General features: G+C 67.1%; 18 protein-coding genes and 1 other RNA gene. 13 read left to right on the top strand and 6 right to left on the bottom strand.

All coding sequences use genetic code 11. The annotated features are described in order from the left end of the window. Nucleotides 1–44: 44 nt before the first annotated feature. On the top strand, nt 45–1,517 hold the full coding sequence (locus ACYU98_RS01380) for a sensor histidine kinase (RefSeq protein ID WP_460466384.1): 1,473 nt from the start codon (nt 45–47) through the stop codon (nt 1,515–1,517). Between the two features lie 4 nt (nt 1,518–1,521). Here ACYU98_RS01380 and ACYU98_RS01385 read toward each other — a convergent pair whose 3' ends face one another. After that, nucleotides 1,522–1,770: a WhiB family transcriptional regulator gene (locus ACYU98_RS01385; RefSeq protein ID WP_460466385.1), complete on the bottom strand. Its 249-nt coding sequence runs from the start codon at nt 1,768–1,770 to the stop codon at nt 1,522–1,524. A gap of 143 nt (nt 1,771–1,913) precedes the next feature. Here ACYU98_RS01385 and ACYU98_RS01390 point away from each other — a divergent pair, with 143 nt between their 5' ends. The 5 genes from ACYU98_RS01390 (at nt 1,914) to ssrA (ending at nt 7,499) form a co-directional block, all read left to right on the top strand. After that, entirely contained in the window at nt 1,914–2,357 is a 444-nt protein-coding gene (locus ACYU98_RS01390) for a hypothetical protein (RefSeq protein ID WP_460466386.1), read from the top strand. Between the two features lie 9 nt (nt 2,358–2,366). Further along, entirely contained in the window at nt 2,367–4,265 is a 1,899-nt protein-coding gene (locus ACYU98_RS01395; RefSeq protein WP_460466387.1) for a DUF2207 domain-containing protein, read from the top strand. A gap of 76 nt (nt 4,266–4,341) precedes the next feature. After that, on the top strand, nt 4,342–5,730 hold the full coding sequence (locus ACYU98_RS01400; RefSeq protein WP_460466388.1) for an FAD-binding oxidoreductase: 1,389 nt from the start codon (nt 4,342–4,344) through the stop codon (nt 5,728–5,730). Further along, nucleotides 5,727–7,013 (top strand): class I SAM-dependent methyltransferase, encoded by a 1,287-nt coding sequence (locus tag ACYU98_RS01405; protein WP_460466389.1) that lies wholly within the window; start codon nt 5,727–5,729, stop codon nt 7,011–7,013. Before ACYU98_RS01400 ends, ACYU98_RS01405 begins: the two co-directional genes overlap by 4 nt. A gap of 119 nt (nt 7,014–7,132) precedes the next feature. Continuing rightward, nucleotides 7,133–7,499, top strand: a transfer-messenger RNA (tmRNA) gene (ssrA, locus tag ACYU98_RS01410). A gap of 26 nt (nt 7,500–7,525) precedes the next feature. Here the strand turns inward: ssrA and ACYU98_RS01415 are convergent. Beyond that, nucleotides 7,526–8,140 carry an SIMPL domain-containing protein gene (locus ACYU98_RS01415; protein ID WP_460466390.1) on the bottom strand — a complete coding sequence of 205 codons (615 nt, stop codon included), beginning with the start codon at nt 8,138–8,140 and terminating at the stop codon, nt 7,526–7,528. 63 nt (nt 8,141–8,203) lie between these two features. On the opposite strand from ACYU98_RS01415, the gene ACYU98_RS01420 reads away from it, so the two are divergent. After that, nucleotides 8,204–9,628 carry a malic enzyme-like NAD(P)-binding protein gene (locus ACYU98_RS01420; RefSeq protein ID WP_460466391.1) on the top strand — a complete coding sequence of 475 codons (1,425 nt, stop codon included), beginning with the start codon at nt 8,204–8,206 and terminating at the stop codon, nt 9,626–9,628. On the opposite strand, the gene ACYU98_RS01425 is transcribed toward ACYU98_RS01420, so the two are convergent. Further along, nucleotides 9,615–10,247, bottom strand: a complete 633-nt coding sequence (locus ACYU98_RS01425) for a TetR/AcrR family transcriptional regulator (RefSeq protein ID WP_460466392.1) — start codon at nt 10,245–10,247, stop codon at nt 9,615–9,617. The two genes, ACYU98_RS01420 and ACYU98_RS01425, sit on opposite strands and share 14 nt — an antisense overlap. Next, complete coding sequence (locus ACYU98_RS01430) at nt 10,244–10,585, bottom strand: hypothetical protein (RefSeq protein ID WP_460466393.1); 342 nt, start codon at nt 10,583–10,585, stop codon at nt 10,244–10,246. The genes ACYU98_RS01425 and ACYU98_RS01430 overlap by 4 nt, the downstream gene beginning before the upstream one ends. Nucleotides 10,586–10,935: 350 nt before the next feature. Here ACYU98_RS01430 and ACYU98_RS01435 point away from each other — a divergent pair, with 350 nt between their 5' ends. Both ACYU98_RS01435 and ACYU98_RS01440 read left to right on the top strand, forming a co-directional pair. Further along, nucleotides 10,936–13,314, top strand: coding sequence for a DEAD/DEAH box helicase (locus ACYU98_RS01435; RefSeq protein ID WP_460466394.1), 2,379 nt, complete (start codon nt 10,936–10,938; stop codon nt 13,312–13,314). A 148-nt stretch (nt 13,315–13,462) separates the two neighbouring features. Beyond that, nucleotides 13,463–14,029 (top strand): YqgE/AlgH family protein, encoded by a 567-nt coding sequence (locus tag ACYU98_RS01440; RefSeq protein ID WP_460466395.1) that lies wholly within the window; start codon nt 13,463–13,465, stop codon nt 14,027–14,029. A gap of 9 nt (nt 14,030–14,038) precedes the next feature. Here ACYU98_RS01440 and ACYU98_RS01445 read toward each other — a convergent pair whose 3' ends face one another. Next, on the bottom strand, nt 14,039–15,499 hold the full coding sequence (locus tag ACYU98_RS01445) for a serine/threonine-protein kinase (protein WP_460466396.1): 1,461 nt from the start codon (nt 15,497–15,499) through the stop codon (nt 14,039–14,041). Nucleotides 15,500–15,538: 39 nt separating this feature from the next. On the opposite strand from ACYU98_RS01445, the gene ACYU98_RS01450 reads away from it, so the two are divergent. From ACYU98_RS01450 to ACYU98_RS01460, 3 genes are all read left to right on the top strand, one after another. Then, entirely contained in the window at nt 15,539–15,841 is a 303-nt protein-coding gene (locus ACYU98_RS01450) for a DUF3039 domain-containing protein (protein WP_460466397.1), read from the top strand. A gap of 124 nt (nt 15,842–15,965) precedes the next feature. Further along, complete coding sequence (locus ACYU98_RS01455; RefSeq protein WP_460466398.1) at nt 15,966–16,928, top strand: zinc metalloprotease; 963 nt, start codon at nt 15,966–15,968, stop codon at nt 16,926–16,928. Between the two features lie 107 nt (nt 16,929–17,035). Next, nucleotides 17,036–18,790, top strand: a complete 1,755-nt coding sequence (locus tag ACYU98_RS01460) for a DEAD/DEAH box helicase (RefSeq protein ID WP_460466399.1) — start codon at nt 17,036–17,038, stop codon at nt 18,788–18,790. A gap of 1 nt (nt 18,791) precedes the next feature. Here ACYU98_RS01460 and ACYU98_RS01465 read toward each other — a convergent pair whose 3' ends face one another. Further along, entirely contained in the window at nt 18,792–19,769 is a 978-nt protein-coding gene (locus tag ACYU98_RS01465) for a P1 family peptidase (RefSeq protein WP_460466400.1), read from the bottom strand. A gap of 68 nt (nt 19,770–19,837) precedes the next feature. Between ACYU98_RS01465 and ACYU98_RS01470 the strand changes: the two genes are divergently transcribed. Next, nucleotides 19,838–20,497, top strand: coding sequence for an IclR family transcriptional regulator (locus ACYU98_RS01470; RefSeq protein ID WP_460466401.1), 660 nt, complete (start codon nt 19,838–19,840; stop codon nt 20,495–20,497). The last annotated feature ends 40 nt before the right edge of the window (nt 20,498–20,537 follow it).

Genomic DNA, 20,537 nt, shown 5'->3' on the forward strand with positions numbered 1-20,537 from the left:
GCGCCGAAGGAGAGTGGCCGACCTATCCTTCGAGGGTGCCCACGATGAGTGACGTCATGCGCAGCCACCAGGTGGACGCCGTCGATGCCGACTGGCTCCACCTGTTGGTGGGCGACTGGCAACTGATCTCCGACCTGTCGTTCGCCGACCTCGTGTTGTGGGTGCGTGGCCGCGATGGTGTTTGGGTTGCCGCTGCTCACGCCCGACCGACCACCGGTGTCGGGGTGTTCAGCGAGGACCTCGTCGGTGACCCGATCGTGTCGGCCCGCTCGCGAACGGTGCAGCAGGCCTATGACGACCGCCGGATCGTCCGAGCCGGACAGACCGTTTGGCGCGGGGATACGCCGGTTCGTGAAGAGGCGATCCCGGTGGTCCGAGGGGGACGGGTCGTCGCCGTGATGACCCGCCACACCAACCTCGCCTCGATGCGTACCCCGAGTCGGTTGGAGGTCACCTACCTGGCCACGGCCGACGCGCTCTGCCGGATGATCTGCGCCGGCAGCTTCCCGCAGGACGGCGACGGAGCCGGGTATCGCGGCGCCCCGCGGGTCGGTGACGGGGTCTTGCGGATCGATGCCCTCGGCAAAGTCACCTACGCCAGCCCCAACGGGGTGTCGGCCATTCACCGCCTCGGGTTCGACGGCGACCTGATTGGTGCGAACCTCGCTTCGGTCGTACGAACTCTGTTGCATCCGCGTGGACCGGTCGACCAGGAGTTGACGCAGGTGTTGCTCGGCCGCGCGGCGGAACGGTGCGAGGTGCAGACCCGCTCGGCGACGGTGGTGTTCCGTTCGATCCCGCTGCTCGACGATGGGCGCAATCTCGGCGCGGTGCTGCTGGCTCGCGACGTGAGCGAATTGCGCCGCCGAGAGCGGGAATTGGAGACCAAAGACGTCACCATCCGGGAGATCCACCACCGGGTGAAGAACAACCTGCAGACCGTCGCGGCGGTGTTGCGCCTGCAAGCTCGGCGGATCGATGATGAGCGCGGGCGGGCGGCCCTGAACGACGCCGTACGCCGTGTTGCGACGATCGCCGCCGTCCACGAGACGCTCAGTTCGCGACTGGACGACCATCTGGAGTTCGACGGGATCGCCGGACGCACTCTGCAAGCCTCGCTCGAACTGGGCAACAGATCCGGCGCCGTGGTGCGCGGCCGGCTCGAGGGGTCGTTCGGCACGCTCTGCTCGGAGGACGCGACTGCGTTGGCGATGGTGTTGGCCGAGTTGTGTCAGAACGCGGTCGAACACGGACTGGCGGCTCGGGCCTCCGGCGAGGTGGTCGTGGCCGTTCGCCGTGAGTCGGCGACCACCGGTGACTCCTTGCACGTGTCGGTCACCGACGACGGAACCGGGTTGCCGGCGGGATTCACGCCCCAAGACGGTGGCCTCGGGGTGCAGATCGTCCGATCGCTGGTGTCCGACCTGCGGGGGGAGATCACATGGGAACGGCTGCCCCGAGGGACAGCCGTACGGTTCAGCGCCCTGTTGCGGGATATCCCGCGGGCGGTGGGATGAGGTGTTAGCCGGCTCGACGAGCGCGCGCGTTTCGACGCTTCATGGCCCGACGTTCGTCCTCAGACAGCCCGCCCCAGACGCCAGCGTCCTGACCGGTCTCGATAGCCCACTTCAAGCAGGTATCGATGACCTCGCAGCGACGACAAACGGCTTTGGCGTCCTCGATCTGCTGCAGCGCGGGCCCGGTGTTTCCGATCGGGAAGAACAGCTCGGGGTCCTCTTCGAGGCAAGCAGCGCGGTTGCGCCAATCCATAGTGGTCGTGCTCCTTCGAACGTCCAGTGGGTCGGGTGGCGGTCCGATGAGGGTGCTCGGCGCGAAGAGTCGCGCACGTGGATAATCATGGTCGGACCACCGACGTTCTAGATTCACAGACGCGGCCGTGTGGCACAAGGGTTTTGACCGAATCTTTTCGTTTCGAAGGTGTTCCCTTCGTCACATTGACAGATGCGCGAGGTTGTTCATTGTCGGATATTGAACGGCCCGGCCACCGTCGACCATGGGTCATTGCCGCTGTGTTTATGGCATTTCAGACGCTGGCCCTGGTCTTTATCGGTGTCATTTCAATGGTTGACGCCACAGGTCGGTCGATTTCGTTCGGTGTGACGTTATGGGCGTTGGCGGCGTTTTGTGGGGCACTTGCGTGGTTCCTCATCCATCGTCGCTCCGCCGCCCGTACCCCCACTCTGGTGTGGAACGTCCTGGTGGTGCCGTGTGGATTCACCGTGACCGATGGGGGAGCGCCTGTGGCGGGTTGGTCGATGGTCGTCCTGGCAGCCGTGACCTTTGTTGCCGCCGCGCTGCTGCCAGCTCACCTCCCCAGCGAGGGCGCCGGCGCATAAGCTCACAGCATGCGACGTGCCTGGGCGGCCCTTGCGGCTCTGACGTGGTCCCTGCTGCTGGTCTTCGGACCGGTGTCGATGGCGCGGGCGGCCGACGGTGAGCGGTATCTGAGTTGGGATGCCGCCTATGCGGTCAAAGCCGACGGCTCTGTGCAGGTGACGGAGACGTTGAAATACCAGTTCCTCGGCAGTGGCTCCCACGGTCTGCAGCGAATGCTGGTGACCGAGCAGGGATATTCGCCAGACCCCAGCAAAGCCCGCCGCTACGCACTGAGCGGTGTGTCGGTGACCAGCCCGTCGGGTGCCCCCGCGCAGACTTCGGTGAGCGATCAAGGGGCTTCCAGTGTCATCCGGATCGGCGACCCGAACCGCACGGTCAGCGGAGTTCAGACCTACGTTCTGCACTACACATTGGGCCATGTGGTGAATGCGCAGTCCGCAGACACGGTGGAGTTCTACTGGAACTCCACCGGTGACCAGAACGACGTGCCGATCGACTCCTACAGCGCCACGGTGACCGGGCCGGCAGCGAGTTCACGGGCGGTTTGTTTCTTCGGGGTCACGACCTCCGACCGCACCTGCACCTCCTCGCCTGGCGCGACTGCCCACTATTCCGCGAGCGCCTTGCCGGCGAACCAACAGGTGACGATCGCCGCGGAGATGCCGGCGACCGCTTTCACAGACACCGCACCTGATTTGGTCGATGCGGGGTCCACCGACAGTTCGGACAACTCGTGGGGGAGCCGCAACGACGGCCTGTCACCCGACACCTCCCGAGCGCTCGGCGCGGTGGGCGTTGGCGCCGGGGTCGGCCTGCCGCTGGTGGCCGCGAGCGCCATGGGCGTCGCGTTCTGGAAGCGCGGGCGCGACGAGCGCTACGCAGGGGTGACCCCCGGCCTCGAGCCCGCGCCGGGCCAAGACGCCACCGTCGTACGCGGCGGGAAGCAGATCATCGCCGTTCAGTTCCAGCCCCCGCAGGGCATCCGGCCTGGGCTGATGGGCACCGTCATCGACGAGGACGCCGGGCTGGTTGACCTGTCGGCCACGATCGTGGACCTAGCGATCCGCGGCCACCTGACCATGCGTCAGGTCGAGTCGGGCAACGTCTTCAAGCGCTCGGACTGGGAGCTTGCGGTCGCGCGTCAACCGGGGGCCGACGACTTGTTGCCCTACGAGCGCACCCTCTGGGATGGCATCTTCCAGTTCGGAACACCGGTGATGCTTTCCGAGCTGCGCAATCACCTGAAGTCCTGGATGACTCGCGCGCAGGACCAGATGTATACCGAGACGGTGCAGCGCGGCTGGTTCCGCAGTTCGCCGCAGGCGGTCCGCACCCGTTTCCAGTTCCTCGGGATGCTGTTCATCGGCGCGGCCGTCCTCGGCTTCTTCGTTCTGCCGCAGATTGCGTTCGCGGCGATCGGGCTGCCGATCGGCCTCGTTCTGGCCGGACTCATCGTGATGTTCATGGGGCGGCGGATGGCCTCGCGCACAGCGGCCGGTGCTGCCGTCACCGCGCAGTCCCTGGGCTTCAAGCAATACCTCGTGACTGCAGAGGCGAACCAGATCAAGTTCGACGAGGCGGCCGACCTGTTCAGCCGCTATATGCCGTACGCCGTCGTCTTTGGGATCGCTCGGGAGTGGGCGGGGAAGTTCGCTCAGGTGGCCGCGGCGGCTGAGGCTGCGGGCAGTCCGTTGCTGATGCCGACCTGGTATATCCCGCTCAACGGTGACTTCGGCGGGTTCGGTGGCATCGGGGACAGCCTCGACGACTTCGGCACGATCGCGGCCGGAACCTTCGCCGCGACTCCGGGTTCCTCGGGCGGTTCTGCCTTCGGTGGTGGCGGGTTCAGCGGCGGCGGCGGGTTCTCCGGCGGCGGTGGCGGCGGCGGCGGTTCGAGCAGTTGGTGACCCGGCTGATCGGCGGCCGTGGATCGAGTGGGAGAATTGAATGGTGAGCGCAACTATCAATATTGGGAGGCGGTCGGTGCAGCAATCTGGCGCGACGCCGATCGGCGAAGCAGCCCATCAGCGGGCTGTTGCCGCACTGCAGGAGCAGCTTCGATCGATGCCCGACGCCGCGCCCATTCGGCTCGCGAAGAGGACCTCGAATCTGTTCCGGCCGCGCCAGGCAACCGGCTCCAAGGGTCTGGACGTCAGCGCGCTGGGTTCGGTGATCGACATCGACCCCGATGCCCGCATCGCGCAGGTCCAGGGCATGGCGACCTACGAAACGATTGTGGACGCGACGCTGCTGCACGGCCTGATGCCGCTGGTGGTTCCGCAGCTGCGCACCATCACCCTCGGTGGGGCCGTGACGGGTCTGGGCATCGAAAGCAGTTCCTTCCGCAACGGGCTGCCCCATGAATCGGTCCTCGACCTCGATGTGTTGACCGGTGACGGCGAGGTCATCACCGCAAGCCGCGATCAGAACCCCGACCTGTTCCGCGGATTCCCCAATTCGTATGGCTCGCTGGGTTATTCGGTGCGGCTGCGGGTCGAGCTCGAGCCGGTGAAGCCCTTCGTACGCCTGCGCAACATGCGCTTCACCAGCATCACCGCGTTCGTCGATGCGATGGCCGAGGCCATCACGGGGTCGTACGCAGGGGAGCCGGTCGACTTTGTCGACGGCGTCGCCTTCGAGCGCGACGATTTGGTGTTGGTGCTCGGGCAGAAGGTCGCGCAAGCGCCGCAGACCTCGGAATACCTCTCCTCACCGTTCTACCTCTCGCTGCGCGAGAAGGCCGAGGACTACCTCACCATCCACGACTATCTGTGGCGCTGGGACACCGACTGGTTCTGGTGCAGCAAAGCGCTGGGGGTGCAGCGGCCGCTGGTGCGCAGGGTCGTCCCGAACCGCTACCTGCGCAGCGAGACCTACGGCAAGCTGATCCGTTTCGAGAACCGCCACGGCTGGATGACCAGCCTTGACGCGCGACGCGGCAAGCCGCCGCGCGAGCGAGTGGTGCAGGACGTCGAGGTGCCGCTGAACCGCACCGCCGACTTCCTGGCCTGGTTCCTCGACACCATTGACATGCGACCGATCTGGTTGTGCCCCATGGCCGTTCGTGAGCAGGGTGCGGGCGATGTCCCGTGGCCGTTGTATCCGATGCGGCCCGGTGAGCCCTACGTGAATGTCGGCTTCTGGGGCACCGTCGAGATCCCCGAGGGCGGCCACGACGGCGACACCAACAAGCTTATCGAGCGAGTCGTTGCCGACCACGACGGCCACAAGTCGCTCTACAGCGACGCCTATTACTCCCGCGCGGACTTCGCCAGCATGTACGGCGGCGAGGCCTACGCGGAACTCAAACAGCGCTACGACCCGGCCGGACGGTTGCCCGACCTCTACACGAAGGTGGTGGAACGCCGATGACGAACACGGCGCACGCATCGATCGCTCAGATCTCGGACACCCTGCTCGGCACCGACGTGCCCTTCCGGGTGAAGGCCTATGACGGGTCGCGGGGCGGCAACCCCAAAGCGCAGTTCGAGGTCGACCTGCGCACCGAGCGCGCGATGCGCTATTTGGTCACGGCGCCGGGGGAGTTGGGCCTTGCCCGCGCCTACATCATGGGTGACCTGGGCATCGACGGCATGGATCCGGGCGACCCCTACGACTTCCTGAGCAACTTCCTGGGCGACTTCCAGCCGCTGAAGGCCAAGCCAGCGGATGTGGCGAAGATGTTGCCTTCGTTGGGCCTGAAGGCGTTCGCTCCGCCGGAGCTCCCGCCGCAGGAGCGGCCGGCGCAGTGGCGCCGGATCTTGTCTGGAGCGCGTCACTCCCGCGGGCGCGACGCCGAGGCCATCAAGTACCACTACGACGTCAGCAACGCCTTCTACGAACTGGTGCTCGGCCCGTCGATGGCCTACACCTGCGCTGTCTACCCGAGTGATCAGGCGAGCCTCGAGCAGGCCCAGGAAGCCAAGTTCGACCTCGTTTGTCGCAAGCTCGGGTTGGAGCCGGGCATGCGCCTGCTGGACGTCGGTTGCGGCTGGGGTGGGATGGTGCGCCACGCGGTCAAGCACTACGGCGTCACCGCGATCGGCGCCACGCTGTCGGCGGAACAGGCGTCGTACGGCCAGGCCTGGCTGGAGCGCGAGGGGCTCAGCGATCGTGCGGAGATTCGGTTCAGCGACTACCGCGACGTTGCCGAGGGCGACTTCGACGCGATCAGCTCGATCGGGCTGACCGAACACATCGGGGTGAAGAACTACCCGGCCTACTTCGGGTCGCTCTACGCGAAGCTGAAGCCGGGCGGGCGGCTGCTCAACCACTGCATCACCTACGCCGACGCGAACCGCACCGGGATGGCCAAGGGCGGGTTCATCAACCGCTACGTATTCCCCGACGGGGAACTGGCGCCGGCCGGTCTGCTGGTGTTGATGATGCAGCAGGCGGGCTTCGAAGTGCGTCACCTGGAGGATCTGCGCGAGCACTACGCGCGCACCACACGGGCCTGGGCGCGAAACCTCTCGGCCAACTGGAACGAATGCGTGAAGCTTTCCGACATCGGCACCGCCCGGGTGTGGGGTCTCTACCTCGCCGGGTCGTCGATCGGGTTTGAACACAACAACATTCAGCTCCACCAGATTCTGGGGCAGAAGCTGGACGGCGACGGTGTCGCGGCCTACCCGTTGCGACCCGATTTCAGCTGATTCGGCGGTGCGCGGCAGTGCCGCGCGGCGCGCGACCGCGGAATGAAGTCGCGAGTGACCCGGTTGTGTCGTTAGGATCCACTGGTTGACAACTGCACAGCGTGACGTGTCCACCCCACGGGGGTGATCGGTTTCGACGTCGATCGCCGTCAAGGAAGAAGCGGGCCGAGGATGCACGGTTATCTCGTTAACGATCCGTGCAAACTAATAGGTGCCAACAACACGCGCACCGACTTCGCCCTCGCCGCCTGAGCGAGCTCCGAAGTCCGTCAGCCTGAGGTAGTTCTCGACTCAGTGTCTGGCGTCAGCTAGAGAACTTGCTGCGTCGTCATGTCGAGGGACGACGCGGGACTCTTACTCGACTGGGCCTGTCAGGGAACGTGTGCGCGCGAGCCCTGGGGCCAAGAAAATCCATAGCGCACTGCGCCCGGAGAAGTCCCTTCTCACGGTTGGCGGACGCGGGTTCGATTCCCGCCACCTCCACCACTCCCGGACACGTCACGTTGTGCAGGTCACTCCCATTCCCAGGTGACCCGAACGTTTGCGCTTAGCGATCCTTCGCCAGGAGCCATCGACGCCTTCGCTGCGGCCATCGCGCGCGGTCCCGGACCGCCGCCACTCTCGCCAGACTCCACGCTCACCGAGGCCACCTGCCCTAGTGCCCGCCCGGCGTCGGCCGCGAGCGCCGCGGCACGGACGGCCGCATCCTCGTACGCCGCATGTTCGGCGGCGCGGACTGCCTCGGGGGAGTGCTCTTGCACCATCTCGACGCCCTCGACCCGCAATCGGTCGCCGAGCACGCTGCTGAGATCGTTCAGCAAATTCGACACGGTCGCGACGTCGGCCGCTGCGATGGCAAACCGCTGACGCGCGACGTAGCCGGTGATCACCTGTCCGTCGCCCCAATGCGCGTCGAGGGTCAGACCTAGGGTGCGGACGCGAGCGTCGGGGACGCCGGCCGTCGAGACGCTCTCCAGCAATCGACGGGCCGCCACCGCGTTGTCGTCGAGAGCTGGCGCGGCGGTCGCAGCGAGCGATTCGACCGCGATCGACAGACGAACGTGTGTCGTAGCGATAGCTACAGATGCATTGCCTACGACGGTGACTCCGGGTGGGTGCTGTCTCATGTTTCCACCCTTGCACGGGGAGCCAGTTGCCGCAGTCGGATCGGAACGCGGTATGAAAGTGCCATGACAGCGATTCCCTCGGTCTCCAACTCGATCACCGTCCGCCTTGAACTTCCCGGTCGCGCGACGGCGATCAGCGAACTCACCGGGGTGATCGAACGCACCGGCGGCCTGATCACCGGCCTCGACATCACATCCTCCGACCACAACCGCCTCAGGATCGACGTGACGGTCGCTCCGCATGACAGCGACCACGCCGACCAGATCGTCGAAGCCATGCGTGGTGTCGAGGGTGTCGTGGTCCACAAGGTCAGCGACCGCACGTTCCTAGCCCACCTTGGCGGAAAGATCGAGATCCGTTCCAAGCAGCCGATCCGCAACCGGGATGACTTGTCGATGATCTACACCCCGGGCGTGGCGCGGGTCTGCATGGCGATCCATGACAACCCTGAAGACGCCCGGCGTCTGACGATCAAGCGCAACACGATCGCTGTCGTCACTGACGGAACCGCTGTTCTGGGTCTGGGCGATATCGGCCCGTTGGCCGCCATGCCGGTCATGGAGGGCAAAGCGGCGTTGTTCAAGCGGTTCGCCGACATCGATGCGTTCCCGATCTGCCTCGACACCAAGGACCCGGACGAGATTGTTCGGACGGTGAAGGCCATCGCGCCTGTCTTCGCCGGGATCAACCTGGAGGACATCGCAGCCCCGCGCTGTTTCGATATCGAACGTCGCCTGCGCGAGGAACTCGACATTCCGGTGTTCCACGACGACCAGCACGGCACCGCGATCGTGGTGCTGGCTGCCTTGCGCAACGCCTTGCGAGTGGTCGGCAAGGAACTGAGTGAGGTGCGGATCGTCCAGTCCGGTGCAGGCGCCGCCGGCACCGCGATCACCCGGCTGCTGTTGCACGCCGGCGCCAAGGACGTCGTGGTGTCCGACATCAACGGTGTGGTCACGCGAGACCGGGCCGACATCGTCGAGGGTGACGACCAGTTCCTGTCCTGGGTGGCCAACAACACCAACCAGCGTGGCCTGTCTGGAACCCTCAAGGACGTGATCGGCGGCGCCGACGTCTTCATCGGTGTCTCGGCTCCCAACCTGCTCGACGGCGACGACATCGCGACGATGAACGACGATGCGATCGTCTTCGCGCTGGCTAACCCGCAGCCTGAGGTCGACCCGTCTGCCGCGGCTCAGCACGCCACCGTTGTGGCGACCGGCCGCAGTGACTTCGCCAACCAGATCAACAACGTGCTGGTCTTCCCGGGTGTGTTCCGTGGCCTGATCGATGCACAGGCCAACGGCATCTCTGATGCGATCATGCTCGCCGCGGCTGAGGCCCTTGCGGACGTCGTGTCAGCTGACGAATTGAACCCGGCCTACATCGTGCCGAGCGTTTTCCAGCCCGACATTTCGACTGTGGTCGCTCGCGCCGTTGAGCAGGCGGCCCGCGCCGAACGCGGCGGCGAACCTACCGACGACTGAGTCGCCGCCGCAGCCCGCTGCGCACCGCTCGTACGGCGGGTGCCGGCAGGTCGTCGATCACCTCGGCGAGTGCGGCGAGATCGGCCAAGGCCCCGAATGCGCCATCCGCGCGTTCGGGGTCGACGCCGTTGTAGAGCTCGAACCCGATGAGGGCCGAACACACCAACCGAGTGAGCGCCTCGGGGTCGACGAGGTCCTGCAGCACCCCCTCGGCGAGCGTGCGGCGTACGGCCGGCTCCACCGCGGCAGCCCAGACCTCGACCGATCGTTCGGCCACTGCCTGGAGAGCGGTGTCGTGTTGGGCACCGGCGAGCAGTTGGGCCATCAACTGAACGTTCCCGCGGCCCTGTTCGGCGGCGCGGATCCGCTGTGCGATCGCCAGCAGATCGCCGACGCCGGTGGCTGCTGCGAGCTCGTCAGCGTAGGTAGCAGTTGCTTCGAGGACGGCGGCGTCGTAGGCCGACTCGATCAATGAGCCAAGGGTGCCGAAGTGGTAGAAGACCAGCGCCTGATTCGCCTCGGCAACCCGGCCGACCGAGCGCGCTGACACAGCCGCGAGACCCTGAGCTCGGATCAACTCGATCGTTGCGGCGATCAGCCGGCTGCGGGTGTCGTTCACGCCAGGAGGCCCGACATGCGCCGACCTTCGCAGACGCCGAAGGCGACACCGAGAGCCGCCGATGCGAGCGCAGCCATCGCGACGAGTCCGATGAATTCGGGCACCGGCGCGGCGAAGGACGCCACGAGAACGAAGGCCCAGGGCAGTGGCAGCAGCACGCCGAGGGTCGAATGCACCCGCCCCGGTCGGCGGACACTGAGAATCGTCGCGAGTGTGAAGAGGATGACGGCCAGTGGAGCGAAGTAGATGCCGATAGTGAACGCGCCGAGCAGGGTGAGCATGCCGCAGCTGCCGACCAGGATCCACAGCCCGAACAGCCAGTAGTTGGTTGATCTCATTTCGCCTCCTGAGATATTGAGCAGTTGCTCAATCGGCACCATACGCTCGTTTGAGCGAGCGCTCAAGAGGGCACTCCGCTGGGCGGTTGCCGCCCCTGCGCGGATCGGCAGCGGACCGGCCGAATGTGGGCGATGTCACCAGGCTCGAGGCTGCTTCGATTTCGAAGGATGGGGTGGTGGCCGCTAGAGTGGACAAACCATTCACCGATCTTGCGTTCATTTTCTTACCTTCGTTTCGTGGGCGCCGAGATCTCCGGCATCACTGTTCCCAGACATCAGAGCTGCGGACCCACCTTGCGAGCGCGCCGATTGCGCCGCCTTGCGATGCCACGACGAAGAAAGAGGCATTCATGCCCCCCAAGAACAACGCTGCCTCCGGCGGTAAAAAAGTCCGCTGGACCCGTACGCAGAAGACCGAAGCCCGCCGTTCCGAGGTGCGTCGCCCCTCCAGTGAGCGTGGCCGCAGCTTCGACCGCGACCGTCGCGACGACCGCAATGGTCGTGGACCGGACCGTGGTGACAATCGTGGCTACGACCGTGGCCCGCGTTCCTTCGAAGGCGGCGACAGCCGTCGTGACAACCGCCGTGACGGGGACAGCCCGCGTGGCGCCGACCGTCGCGACGACCGTGGCGGCGAGCGTCGTGGCTACGGCCGCGCCGAGCGCTCCGACAACCGTCCCGACAACCGTCCCGACAACCGTGGCGGTTTCAACCGCGACAACCGTTCCGGCGACCGTGACAGCCGTGGTGGCGGATACAACCGCGACGACCGCGCCCCGCGCCGTTTTGATGGTGACCGCGACACCCGTGGCGGATACAACCGCGACGACCGCGCCCCGCGCCGCTTTGATGGTGACCGCGACAACCGTGGCGGATACAACCGCGACAACCGTTCCGACAACCGGGACAACCGCGGTGGCGGCTTCAACCGTGACGACCGTGGCCCCCGTCGTTTTGACGGTGACCGCGAGAGCCGTCCCGAGAGCCGTGGCGGATACAACCGCGACAACCGTGGTGGTGGCGGATACAACCGCGACAACCGTGGTGGTGGCGGCTTCAACCGCGACGACCGCGCCCCGCGTCGTTTCGATGGTGACCGCGAGAGCCGTCCCGAGAGCCGTGGCGGATACAACCGCGACAACCGTGGTGGTGGCGGATACAACCGCGACAACCGTGGTGGTGGCGGCTTCAACCGCGACAACCGTTCCGGTGGACGCAGCTTCGAGCGCCGCGATGACCGTGGCCCGCGCCACGACCAGGGCGAGCCGACTGTTGACGGTGGCTTCGAGCGCGATCTCGAGCCGACCAACGAGGCCTTCGGTTGGACCGAGCGCACCGATGACGCTGCGGAGGTCACGACCGATGCGCCGATCGAGCTGACCGGCAACGGCTTTGCTGATCTCGGCCTGCCCGAGGTGCTCGTCGCCCGGTTGGCCCGTGACGGCATCACCACCCCGTTCCCGATCCAGACTGCGACCATCCCGGACGCCCTTGCTGGTCGCGACGTGCTCGGCCGTGGCCGCACCGGTTCCGGCAAGACGCTCTCCTTCGGCCTGCCGGCGTTGACCCGCCTGGCCAAGGGCGGCAAGGCGCGCGCCAACCAGCCGCGCTCGATCGTGATGGTGCCGACCCGTGAGCTGGCCATGCAGGTCAGCGACGCGTTGCAGCCGCTGGTTCACGTCATCGGTCTGCGCCACAAGCTGGTCGCCGGCGGCATGCCGTACGAGCCCCAGCTGCAGGCGCTGGAGCGCGGCGTCGACATGTTGATCGCCACCCCGGGCCGGCTCAAGGACCTGATCGACCGCGGTGCGGCCGACCTGTCCCGCGTCGAGATCATGGTTCTGGACGAGGCCGACCACATGGCCGAGATGGGCTTCCTCGAGGCCATCAGCGAGATCCTCGACCTGGTTCCGCGCGACGGGCAGCGTCTGTTGTTCTCCGCGACGCTGGACCGCGGCATCGACACCGTCGTTGAGAAGTACCTCACCGACCCGGTGGTCCACGAGACCGACGACGCCGGCGCGGCCGTGACGACGATGTCCCACCACGCCCTGCTGATCAACCCGCAGGACAAGAAGACGGTGACCGCCGAGGTGGCCAACCGCCCCGGCCGTACGGTCGTGTTCGCCCGCACCAAGCTCGGCGCCGACCGCGTCGCCGGTGAGCTGCGTGACAGTGGCGTGCTCGCTGCTGCGCTGCACGGTGGTCTCAACCAGAGCCAGCGCAACCGGGTGTTGACTGCGTTCCGCGAGGGCCGTGTTCCCGTGTTGGTCGCAACCGACGTTGCCGCTCGCGGTATCCACGTCGATGACGTGGGCGTCGTGTTGCAGATCGACCCGCCGGCCGATGCCAAGGACTACACCCACCGTGCCGGTCGTACGGCCCGTGCGGGTGAAGAGGGCGTCGTTGTCTCCCTTGTGCTCCCGCACCAGCGCCGCACCATGCAGCGTCTGCTGAACGATGCCGGTGCCGGCGTCGAACTGCAGCGTGCTGAACCGGGCGACGAGATCATCGCCAGCACCGGTGGCTCCACCCCGACCGGCGCGCCGATCACCGACGACGACCTGCAGGACATCTTGGTGCCGAACCGCGGCCGTGGCCGTGGCCGCCAGGGCGGTGGTCGCTCGTACGGCGGCGGTCGTCAGGGTGGCGGCGGTCGTCAGGGTGGCGGCGGCTACGGCGGCGGTCGCGGCCGGAGCAACTACGGCGGTTCGCGCGAGCGTTACTGATCCAATCCCGGGTTAACCGGGACTCGGAGGAGGGTTCTTCGAGCTGAGGAGGGTGATTCACCCTTCTTTGCTCGAGGAACCCTCCTTTCGTCTGTACGCCGGAGTGGGCAAGTTCGCCGGTGCCGGCCAGCGCTGCGACAATGGTCGGATGGAGAACCTCACCGGCCGCCTGCTCGTGGCAGTGCCGCGCGCGGCCGAGGAGACCGACGAGGAGGACGTGTTCGACCGGTCGGTCGTCCTGCTGCTGCACCACGACGATGACGGCGCCCACGGGGTCGTCCTCAACCGGCCGCTCGACGCCGATGTCGATGCGGTGTTGCCGGGGTGGCAGGACCACGTTTCGGCGCCGGGCGCGCTCTTCCAGGGTGGGCCGGTCGGCCTCGACTCGGCCCTCGGGTTGGTCTCCATGCCGGGCGACGACGAATCGCTCGGCCTCAAACGACTCTTCCGCGGGGTCGGGCTCGTCGACCTCGACGCGCCGCCGACCGTGGTCGTGCCAGAGATTGCTGCGCTGCGCATCTTCGCTGGTCACTCCGGATGGGAGTCGGGTCAGCTCGAAGCGGAGGTCACTCGGGGAGCGTGGTTCGTGGTCGATGCGGAGGCAGCTGATCCGTTCAGCGCCGACCCGTCCCGGCTGTGGCGCGAGGTGCTGCTGCGACAGGGCGGCCACACCGCCTTCGCTGCGACGTTTCCTGCCGACCCGTCGGCGAACTGAACGCGGCGGCTACGGCGTGAGCCGGTAGCTCGACCCGGCGATCCGGAATCCGGAGCCTGTCAGCGAGTTGCGGCAGGTGACGTAGTCGCTGGTCATTGAGCAGACATACGGGCCGGTCGCGGCGGCCTGGCCGACCGCCAACACCGGGTAGGTGCCGATCGCGGTGCTGTGTTGGCTGCTCGCGCCGAACGAGCGTCCGTTATCGGAGTCGTTCGGGAAACTGGTTGGGTCGCAGACGAATTCGGGTGATCCGTTGCCGAGTTGGACAGACCAGCCGCAGCCGGATCGAGCCGTTGCTGGCGGGTTGTAATTGCGGCGGAACGACACACAGGTCACTCCGCTGCTGGCGTTCATCGTGCAGCCGGTGAACCCGGTGGAACTCGAGAACGACACTGTACGGCCGAGGCTCGCCGGCCCGGATGACCCAGACGAGGAACCCGACGACCCGAGCGACGCGGATCTGGACGTTGCCGTCCCGGCGTCGGTGGGGGAGTCCTTGCGCAGGTACGCAAAGATCCCGACCCCGGCCAGCACCATGGCGGCGACGATGATGATTGCCATCGGCAGCGCCGTTGAGCGGTGCCGCAGCGTGTCGTTCGCCGGTGTCTCGGCCTCCGCCTGGCTGGTGACCCCGACCGCGCTCGACCCGGTCGTGGCGACCGAGGTGAGCGCGGTGGCGAAGTCGCCGGCAGTCGCGTACCGGTCATGTGGGTCTTTCGCCAGTGCGCGCTGCAGTGCGGTGTCGTAGGCGCCATCGACGTCGTACGCCGTCACACTCGCCGGTGGTTCGAACAGGTGGGCGCGGACCAGTTCGCTGATCGATCGACCGGGGAACGGCGGTGCGGCGGTGATTAGCTCGTGGAAAGTGGCCGCGAGGCTGTAGACGTCGGAGCGGGGTGTTGCCTGGTGGCCCTCGAAACGTTCGGGCGCCATGTAGGCGAACGATCCGACCGCGTTGCCGTCGTCGGTGATGCGGTCGTCGGTATCGCGCGTCGCGATGCCGAAGTCGGCCAGATAGGCGAAGTCGTCGCCGGTCAGCATGATGTTCGCCGGCTTGACGTCGCGATGAACCAGACCGCTGCGGTGGGCTTCGTCCAATGCGCCGGCCACTTGGCGCACGATCGCGACCGCCCGCTGCGGGGTGAGCCGTCCGTCGCGCCGCAGGATCTCGCTCAGGTCGCTACCGCGTACGAGCCGCATGTCGATGTAAAGAACCCCGTCGATCTCGCCAAAGTCGTGAATCGGGATGACGTGGGGGTCGCTGAGCATGCCGGCCAGCCGGGCCTCGCGCTCGAAGCGGGTGCGGTAGTTGGCATCCTCAGCCAGTGCGGAGGGAAGCAGCTTCAGCGCGACAATGCGTTCGCGCAGCGTGTCGCGCGCTTCGTAGACCTCGCCCATCCCACCGCGGCCGATCAACCGCCCGAGCCGGTACGGGCCGAAGGCCGTCCCGCTGCGCGTCTGGTCGGTCATGGTCGGCCATTGTGGCAAACCCCGACTTAGACTGGCGACATGAGCACCACAGGACCTGACGAACTCGAACGTCTCTCCCAGCCCAGCGGCCCCACCACCTCGACCGGTGTGCTGGAGCGCGAGGAAGTGATCCCGCAAGTTCAGGAGCCGGGCGATCACGAGCGCTTCTCGCACTACGTGGAGAAGAACAAAATCATGGAGAGTGCGCTCTCCGGCGAGCCGGTCACCGCGCTCTGCGGCAAGGTCTGGGTTCCAGGCCGCGACCCGCAGAAGTTCCCGGTCTGCCCGACCTGCAAAGAGATCTACGAAACGATGAAGTTCGGCGGCAAGGACGACGAGTGAGCCCGGGCAGCGGGCGGGCGGATTTTGCCCATTCTTGACCCGCTGCCCACCCTCGGGGTCGTAGTTTCGGCCACACCACATCTCCCCGGTGTGGCCCGTCACCCTCCCCGAAAGGCGTTTCTTCATGACTCGTCGACTCTCCATCGCGGCCCTTGTTGCTGTTGCCGCCGGCACCTCCTACGCCGCCGCACCGCCCGCGTTCGGTGGCTCCGCCGCCATCGGCAACGCCGGCTCCTTGACAACCGCGTGTGCCCCGCAGTCGGACACCTCTGCGACAGCCCGGGTGCGCCACGACTCCGGTCGCCAGGACCCGAACGAACTGACCCCCGCCCAGCAGGCCGCCCAGGAGAAGTCGTTCACCGCGGCCGCCGGCGCGAAGGGTCTGACCGCCACCGCCAGCGGAAAGCTGACGAAGAAGGGCAGCCCGGCGTTCGCCCCCGCCACCGTCAACGTCTACTTCCACGTCATCACCGACGGCGCGAAGGGCAGCTTGTCCAGCACGATGATCAACAACCAGATCAGCGTTCTGAATGCTGCGTACGGCGCTTCGGGCTTCTCGTTCAAACTCGCCGCCACCGACGTCACCAACAACGCTGCTTGGTACAACGGCATCACCGACGGCACCGCCGCGGAGAAGCAGATGAAGACCGCGCTGCACAAGGGCACGATGCGTGACCTGAACCTTTACACCGCCGATCTCGGCGGCGGTCTGCTGGGCTGGGCGACCTTCCCGGCCAAGAAGGCCAGCGCGATGGACGGTGTCGTGATGCTCGACCAGTCGTTGCCGGGCGGTAGCGCGGCGCCCTACAACGAGGGCGACACCGCGACTCACGAGATCGGTCACTGGCTCGGGCTCTATCACACGTTCCAGGGTGGCTGTAATGGCAACGGTGACTACGTGGCCGACACCGCGGCCGAGGCGGCTCCCGCCTTTGGCTGCCCGATCGGCCAGGACTCCTGCACGGCGAAGCCAGGTGTCGACCCGGTGACCAACTTCATGGACTACACCGACGACAACTGCATGAACAGCTTCACCCCGGGCCAGACGACCCGGATGCAGAACCAGTGGTTGACCTACCGCGGCTGAGGTCATGAGCGGCGAAAGGCCGGCGTCCTTCGGGTTCGCCGGCCTTTCCCATGCCCGTGACCAGCGCATTCGGTGGCTGTCACCGGCGGCGATTAGAGTTCCTCACCGTGAGTATGTCGGCCGCTTCCCATCTGTCGCCGGCCTTCCCCGAGCGCGCTGCCTGGGGCACCGCCTCCAAGCTGCGGGCCTGGCAGGCCGAGGCGGTCCAGGCCTACCTCCGTGACCAGCCCCGAGACTTCCTGGCGGTGGCGACACCTGGGGCCGGCAAAACGACCTATGCGTTGCGTCTGGCGACCGAGCTGATGAACCGCGGGATCATCGAGCAGGTCACGATCGTCGCCCCGACCGAGCATCTGAAGGTGCAGTGGGCCGATGCGGCTGCGCGGGTCGGCATCAGCATCGACCCGCGGTTCACCAACGCCCAGGAGGCCCATGCGGCCGACTACGACGGCATCGCCGTCACCTACGCGGGCGTCGCGAGCCGCCCGGCACTGCACCGATCTCGTACGGCCGCCCGGCCCACCCTGGTGATCCTCGACGAGATCCACCACGGCGGTGACGCGAAGTCCTGGGGCGACGCGATCCGGGAGGCCTTCGAACACGCCACGCGCCGATTGGCGCTCACCGGAACCCCATTCCGCTCCGACACCAGCCCGATCCCGTTCGTCCGGTACGAGACCGGCTCCGACGGCATTCGCCGCTCGACCAGCGACTTCAGCTACGGCTACGCCGAGGCGTTGCGCGACGGCGTGGTGCGGCCGGTGTTGTTCATGGCCTATGGCGGCGCGATGCGCTGGCGCACCCGCGCGGGCGATGAGGTGGCGGCCCGGTTGGGCGAGCCGATGACCAAGGACGTCACGGCGGCCGCCTGGCGCACCGCCCTCGACCCGCAGGGTGAGTGGATCCCGGCGGTGTTGCGCGCCGCCGACAAGCGCCTGACCGAGGTGCGTCGCCACGTTCCCGATGCCGGCGGGTTGGTGATCGCCTCCAACCAGACGGCCGCGCGCTCTTACGCCCGCACCCTCGAATCGATCACCGGGGTGAAGCCCACGGTGGTGCTTTCCGACGACGCCGGCGCATCGGCGCGAATCGAGCAATATGCCGAGTCCGAGGACCGCTGGATGGTCGCGGTCCGAATGGTCTCCGAGGGCGTCGACGTGCCGCGGTTGTGTGTTGGTGTCTATGCGACGTCGACCTCGACGCCGCTGTTCTTCGCTCAGGCCGTCGGACGCTTCGTCCGGGCCCGACGTCGTGGCGAGACCGCGTCGGTGTTTTTGCCCAGCGTGCCGCTGATCCTGGAACACGCCGCCCGGCTGGAGGAGCAGCGCGACCACGCGCTCGACCGGCCGAAGAAGGACGGCGAGGAGCCGCTGTGGTCCGAGGAAGACGGCCTGCTGGCGAAGGCGAACGAGGCCGAGGGTGCTCTCGCCGACGAACAGCAGAGCTTCGAGGCGTTGGAGTCCGAAGCCGAGTTCGACCACGTTCTCTTCGACGCCCAGCAGTGGGGTCTGGGCGGGGCCGCCGGGTCGCAAGACGAGGATGACTACCTGGGGTTGCCGGGTCTGCTGGAACCCGACCAGGTCACCCAGCTGTTGCGCCAGCGGCAGGACAAGCAGGTGAAGTCCGGTCGCCGCAAGCCCGCCGAGGATCGGCCAGTTGCCGCCCACCGCGCGCTCGCTGCAAAGCGCAAGGAGCTGAACTCGCTGGTCGCGGCTTATGCGAAGAAGACCGGCAAGGCCCACGCGATTGTTCACAACGACCTGCGTCAGTCGTGTGGCGGGCCGACGCTCGACACCGCCTCGACCGAGCAGGTCGATGCGCGCATCGCGTTGATCCGCAAGTGGTTCGTCGGGCGGCGCTGAGCTACTTCCGGCGCAGCTCATCCTGTAAACCGCGCGCCGTATTGCCGGCGCGACCGACTGTCGTCGGCGCATGCCACAGCGACGACAGCAACGCCGCGGTCGTCGCTTCGATGGTCGCGGCGAACAGCGGGTCGAGCTGGAGATCGACGAGCGTATTCGTGGTCGTGTTCGTGGTGAACGCGATCGCGTAGTCGCCGCTGCCGTGGGCGTAATCAGCCCCGACGACGCCCATCGCGAAGATCGCCCGGCGCGCGATGCGGCCGAGTTGACGAGCATCCACGGCGGCATCGGTGGCGACCACGATCACACACGAATTCCCTTGTGGGCGTGTGGGATCCGCAGGCTCGACCGTACGATCCTTCAATCGCAGCCGCCCGGTGAAGTTGGTCTGGGCGAGCACCCCGACGGTTACGCCATCCGGCGTGGTCCGGGAGGCCGAACCGATCCCGCCCTTGAAACCGAGTGCGCGGGTGCCGGTTCCGGCACCCACCGCGCCCAGCTCGGGGTTGTCGTCGGCGCTGTCCAGAGCGGCGCGCACGTCGGCCTCGGTGATCGGCCTGGCCCGGATGTCCGAAAGCCAGGAGTCGTTGCATTCACCGACGACGGGGTTGAGGGTGATCGTCTGCTCCAGCCCGGGTTGTTCGAGCATCCACCCGAGCAGCGCGTCGGCGGCCCGGTAGGTCGCGAAGGTGTTGGTGAGAACGATCGGGGTCTCGAGGGTGCCGAGCTCGTCGATTTGGGTCGCACCAACGAACTTGCCGTGGCCGTTGCCCACGGCCAAAGCGGCGGGCAGTGGTCGCGCTGGTGTGGGCAGGGGATCGGGCACAACAGCAGTGACACCCGTACGGAGGTCGTCGCCGATCAGCGTTCGGTGACCGACCCGTACGCCGTCGACGTCGCAGATCGTGTCACGGGGGCCGTGGGGGAGTCGATCCTCGAGCAGGTCGACGGGCAGCGGGGCGCGGTTGTTCTCCACCATGGCGACCGACGCTACCGGTTGCCGACGGGCGTTACCTCCGGTTCCCGGTGGGCGTTACGTTGTCCTGCATGAAGAAGGCGTCGAGCGATCTCGGAGGCGAGACCTCGCAGACCATGGACCGCGGACTGGCGGTGTTGCGGGTGCTCGCGGATGCCGAGAACACTGGTGGGCTGACTGTCACCCAGTTGGCCGGCCGGCTCGGAGTCGGTAGGCCGGTCGTCTATCGGTTGGTTGCGTCACTGGCGCGGGTCGATCTGGTGACCAGGCGGGCCGACGGCCGAATCGCCCTTGGTGTCGGACTGCTGCAGCTGGCGAACGCGGTGTGGCCCGGTCTGCGCGAGGTGGTCACGCCGGTGCTGCGCAACCTCGCCGAGGACACCGGCCTGACTGCCCACCTCACGGTTGCTGATCGCGGCGAGGCTCTCGCGATGACCGTGGTGGAGCCGCGCTGGACCGGGCTGCACGTCTCTTACCGGGAGGGCACGCGGCATCCGCTCAGCGTCGGTGCGGCCGGTCGCGCAATCCTGGTTGGGCGCGACGGTGGACCGGCCTGGGTCGGCAGCGATGGCGAACTGCAGCCGGGAGCCCACGGGCTGGCGGCGCCGGTTCTCGGGGTCGTGGGTCTGGAAGCCTCAGTGGGTTTGGTCGCGATGTCGGCGTTCGACGAGAAGGCGATCGGCCCGGCGTTGGTCGCGGCGTGCGAACGGATAGCGGAAGCGTTGAGCTGAGGGTTCGGCGCGCGCGCAGCCAACGGGGTGCGGCGCGGGC

The sequence above is a fragment of the Calidifontibacter terrae genome (genome assembly GCF_054778835.1).

What these genes read in the sequence shown, in the direction of transcription:
- ACYU98_RS01395 (WP_460466387.1), top strand. Translation starts at nt 2,367, where the DNA reads ATGCGACGTGCCTGGGCGGCCCTTGCGGCTCTGACGTGGTCCCTGCTG.
- ACYU98_RS01440 (WP_460466395.1), top strand. Translation starts at nt 13,463, where the DNA reads ATGGAGAACCTCACCGGCCGCCTGCTCGTGGCAGTGCCGCGCGCGGCC.
- ACYU98_RS01420 (WP_460466391.1), top strand. Translation starts at nt 8,204, where the DNA reads ATGACAGCGATTCCCTCGGTCTCCAACTCGATCACCGTCCGCCTTGAA.
- ACYU98_RS01450 (WP_460466397.1), top strand. Translation starts at nt 15,539, where the DNA reads ATGAGCACCACAGGACCTGACGAACTCGAACGTCTCTCCCAGCCCAGC.
- ACYU98_RS01465 (WP_460466400.1), bottom strand. Translation starts at nt 19,769, where the DNA reads ATGGTGGAGAACAACCGCGCCCCGCTGCCCGTCGACCTGCTCGAGGAT.
- ACYU98_RS01435 (WP_460466394.1), top strand. Translation starts at nt 10,936, where the DNA reads ATGCCCCCCAAGAACAACGCTGCCTCCGGCGGTAAAAAAGTCCGCTGG.
- ACYU98_RS01455 (WP_460466398.1), top strand. Translation starts at nt 15,966, where the DNA reads ATGACTCGTCGACTCTCCATCGCGGCCCTTGTTGCTGTTGCCGCCGGC.
- ACYU98_RS01445 (WP_460466396.1), bottom strand. Translation starts at nt 15,499, where the DNA reads ATGACCGACCAGACGCGCAGCGGGACGGCCTTCGGCCCGTACCGGCTC.
- ACYU98_RS01470 (WP_460466401.1), top strand. Translation starts at nt 19,838, where the DNA reads ATGAAGAAGGCGTCGAGCGATCTCGGAGGCGAGACCTCGCAGACCATG.
- ACYU98_RS01405 (WP_460466389.1), top strand. Translation starts at nt 5,727, where the DNA reads ATGACGAACACGGCGCACGCATCGATCGCTCAGATCTCGGACACCCTG.
- ACYU98_RS01430 (WP_460466393.1), bottom strand. Translation starts at nt 10,585, where the DNA reads ATGAGATCAACCAACTACTGGCTGTTCGGGCTGTGGATCCTGGTCGGC.
- ACYU98_RS01415 (WP_460466390.1), bottom strand. Translation starts at nt 8,140, where the DNA reads ATGAGACAGCACCCACCCGGAGTCACCGTCGTAGGCAATGCATCTGTA.
- ACYU98_RS01380 (WP_460466384.1), top strand. Translation starts at nt 45, where the DNA reads ATGAGTGACGTCATGCGCAGCCACCAGGTGGACGCCGTCGATGCCGAC.
- ACYU98_RS01385 (WP_460466385.1), bottom strand. Translation starts at nt 1,770, where the DNA reads ATGGATTGGCGCAACCGCGCTGCTTGCCTCGAAGAGGACCCCGAGCTG.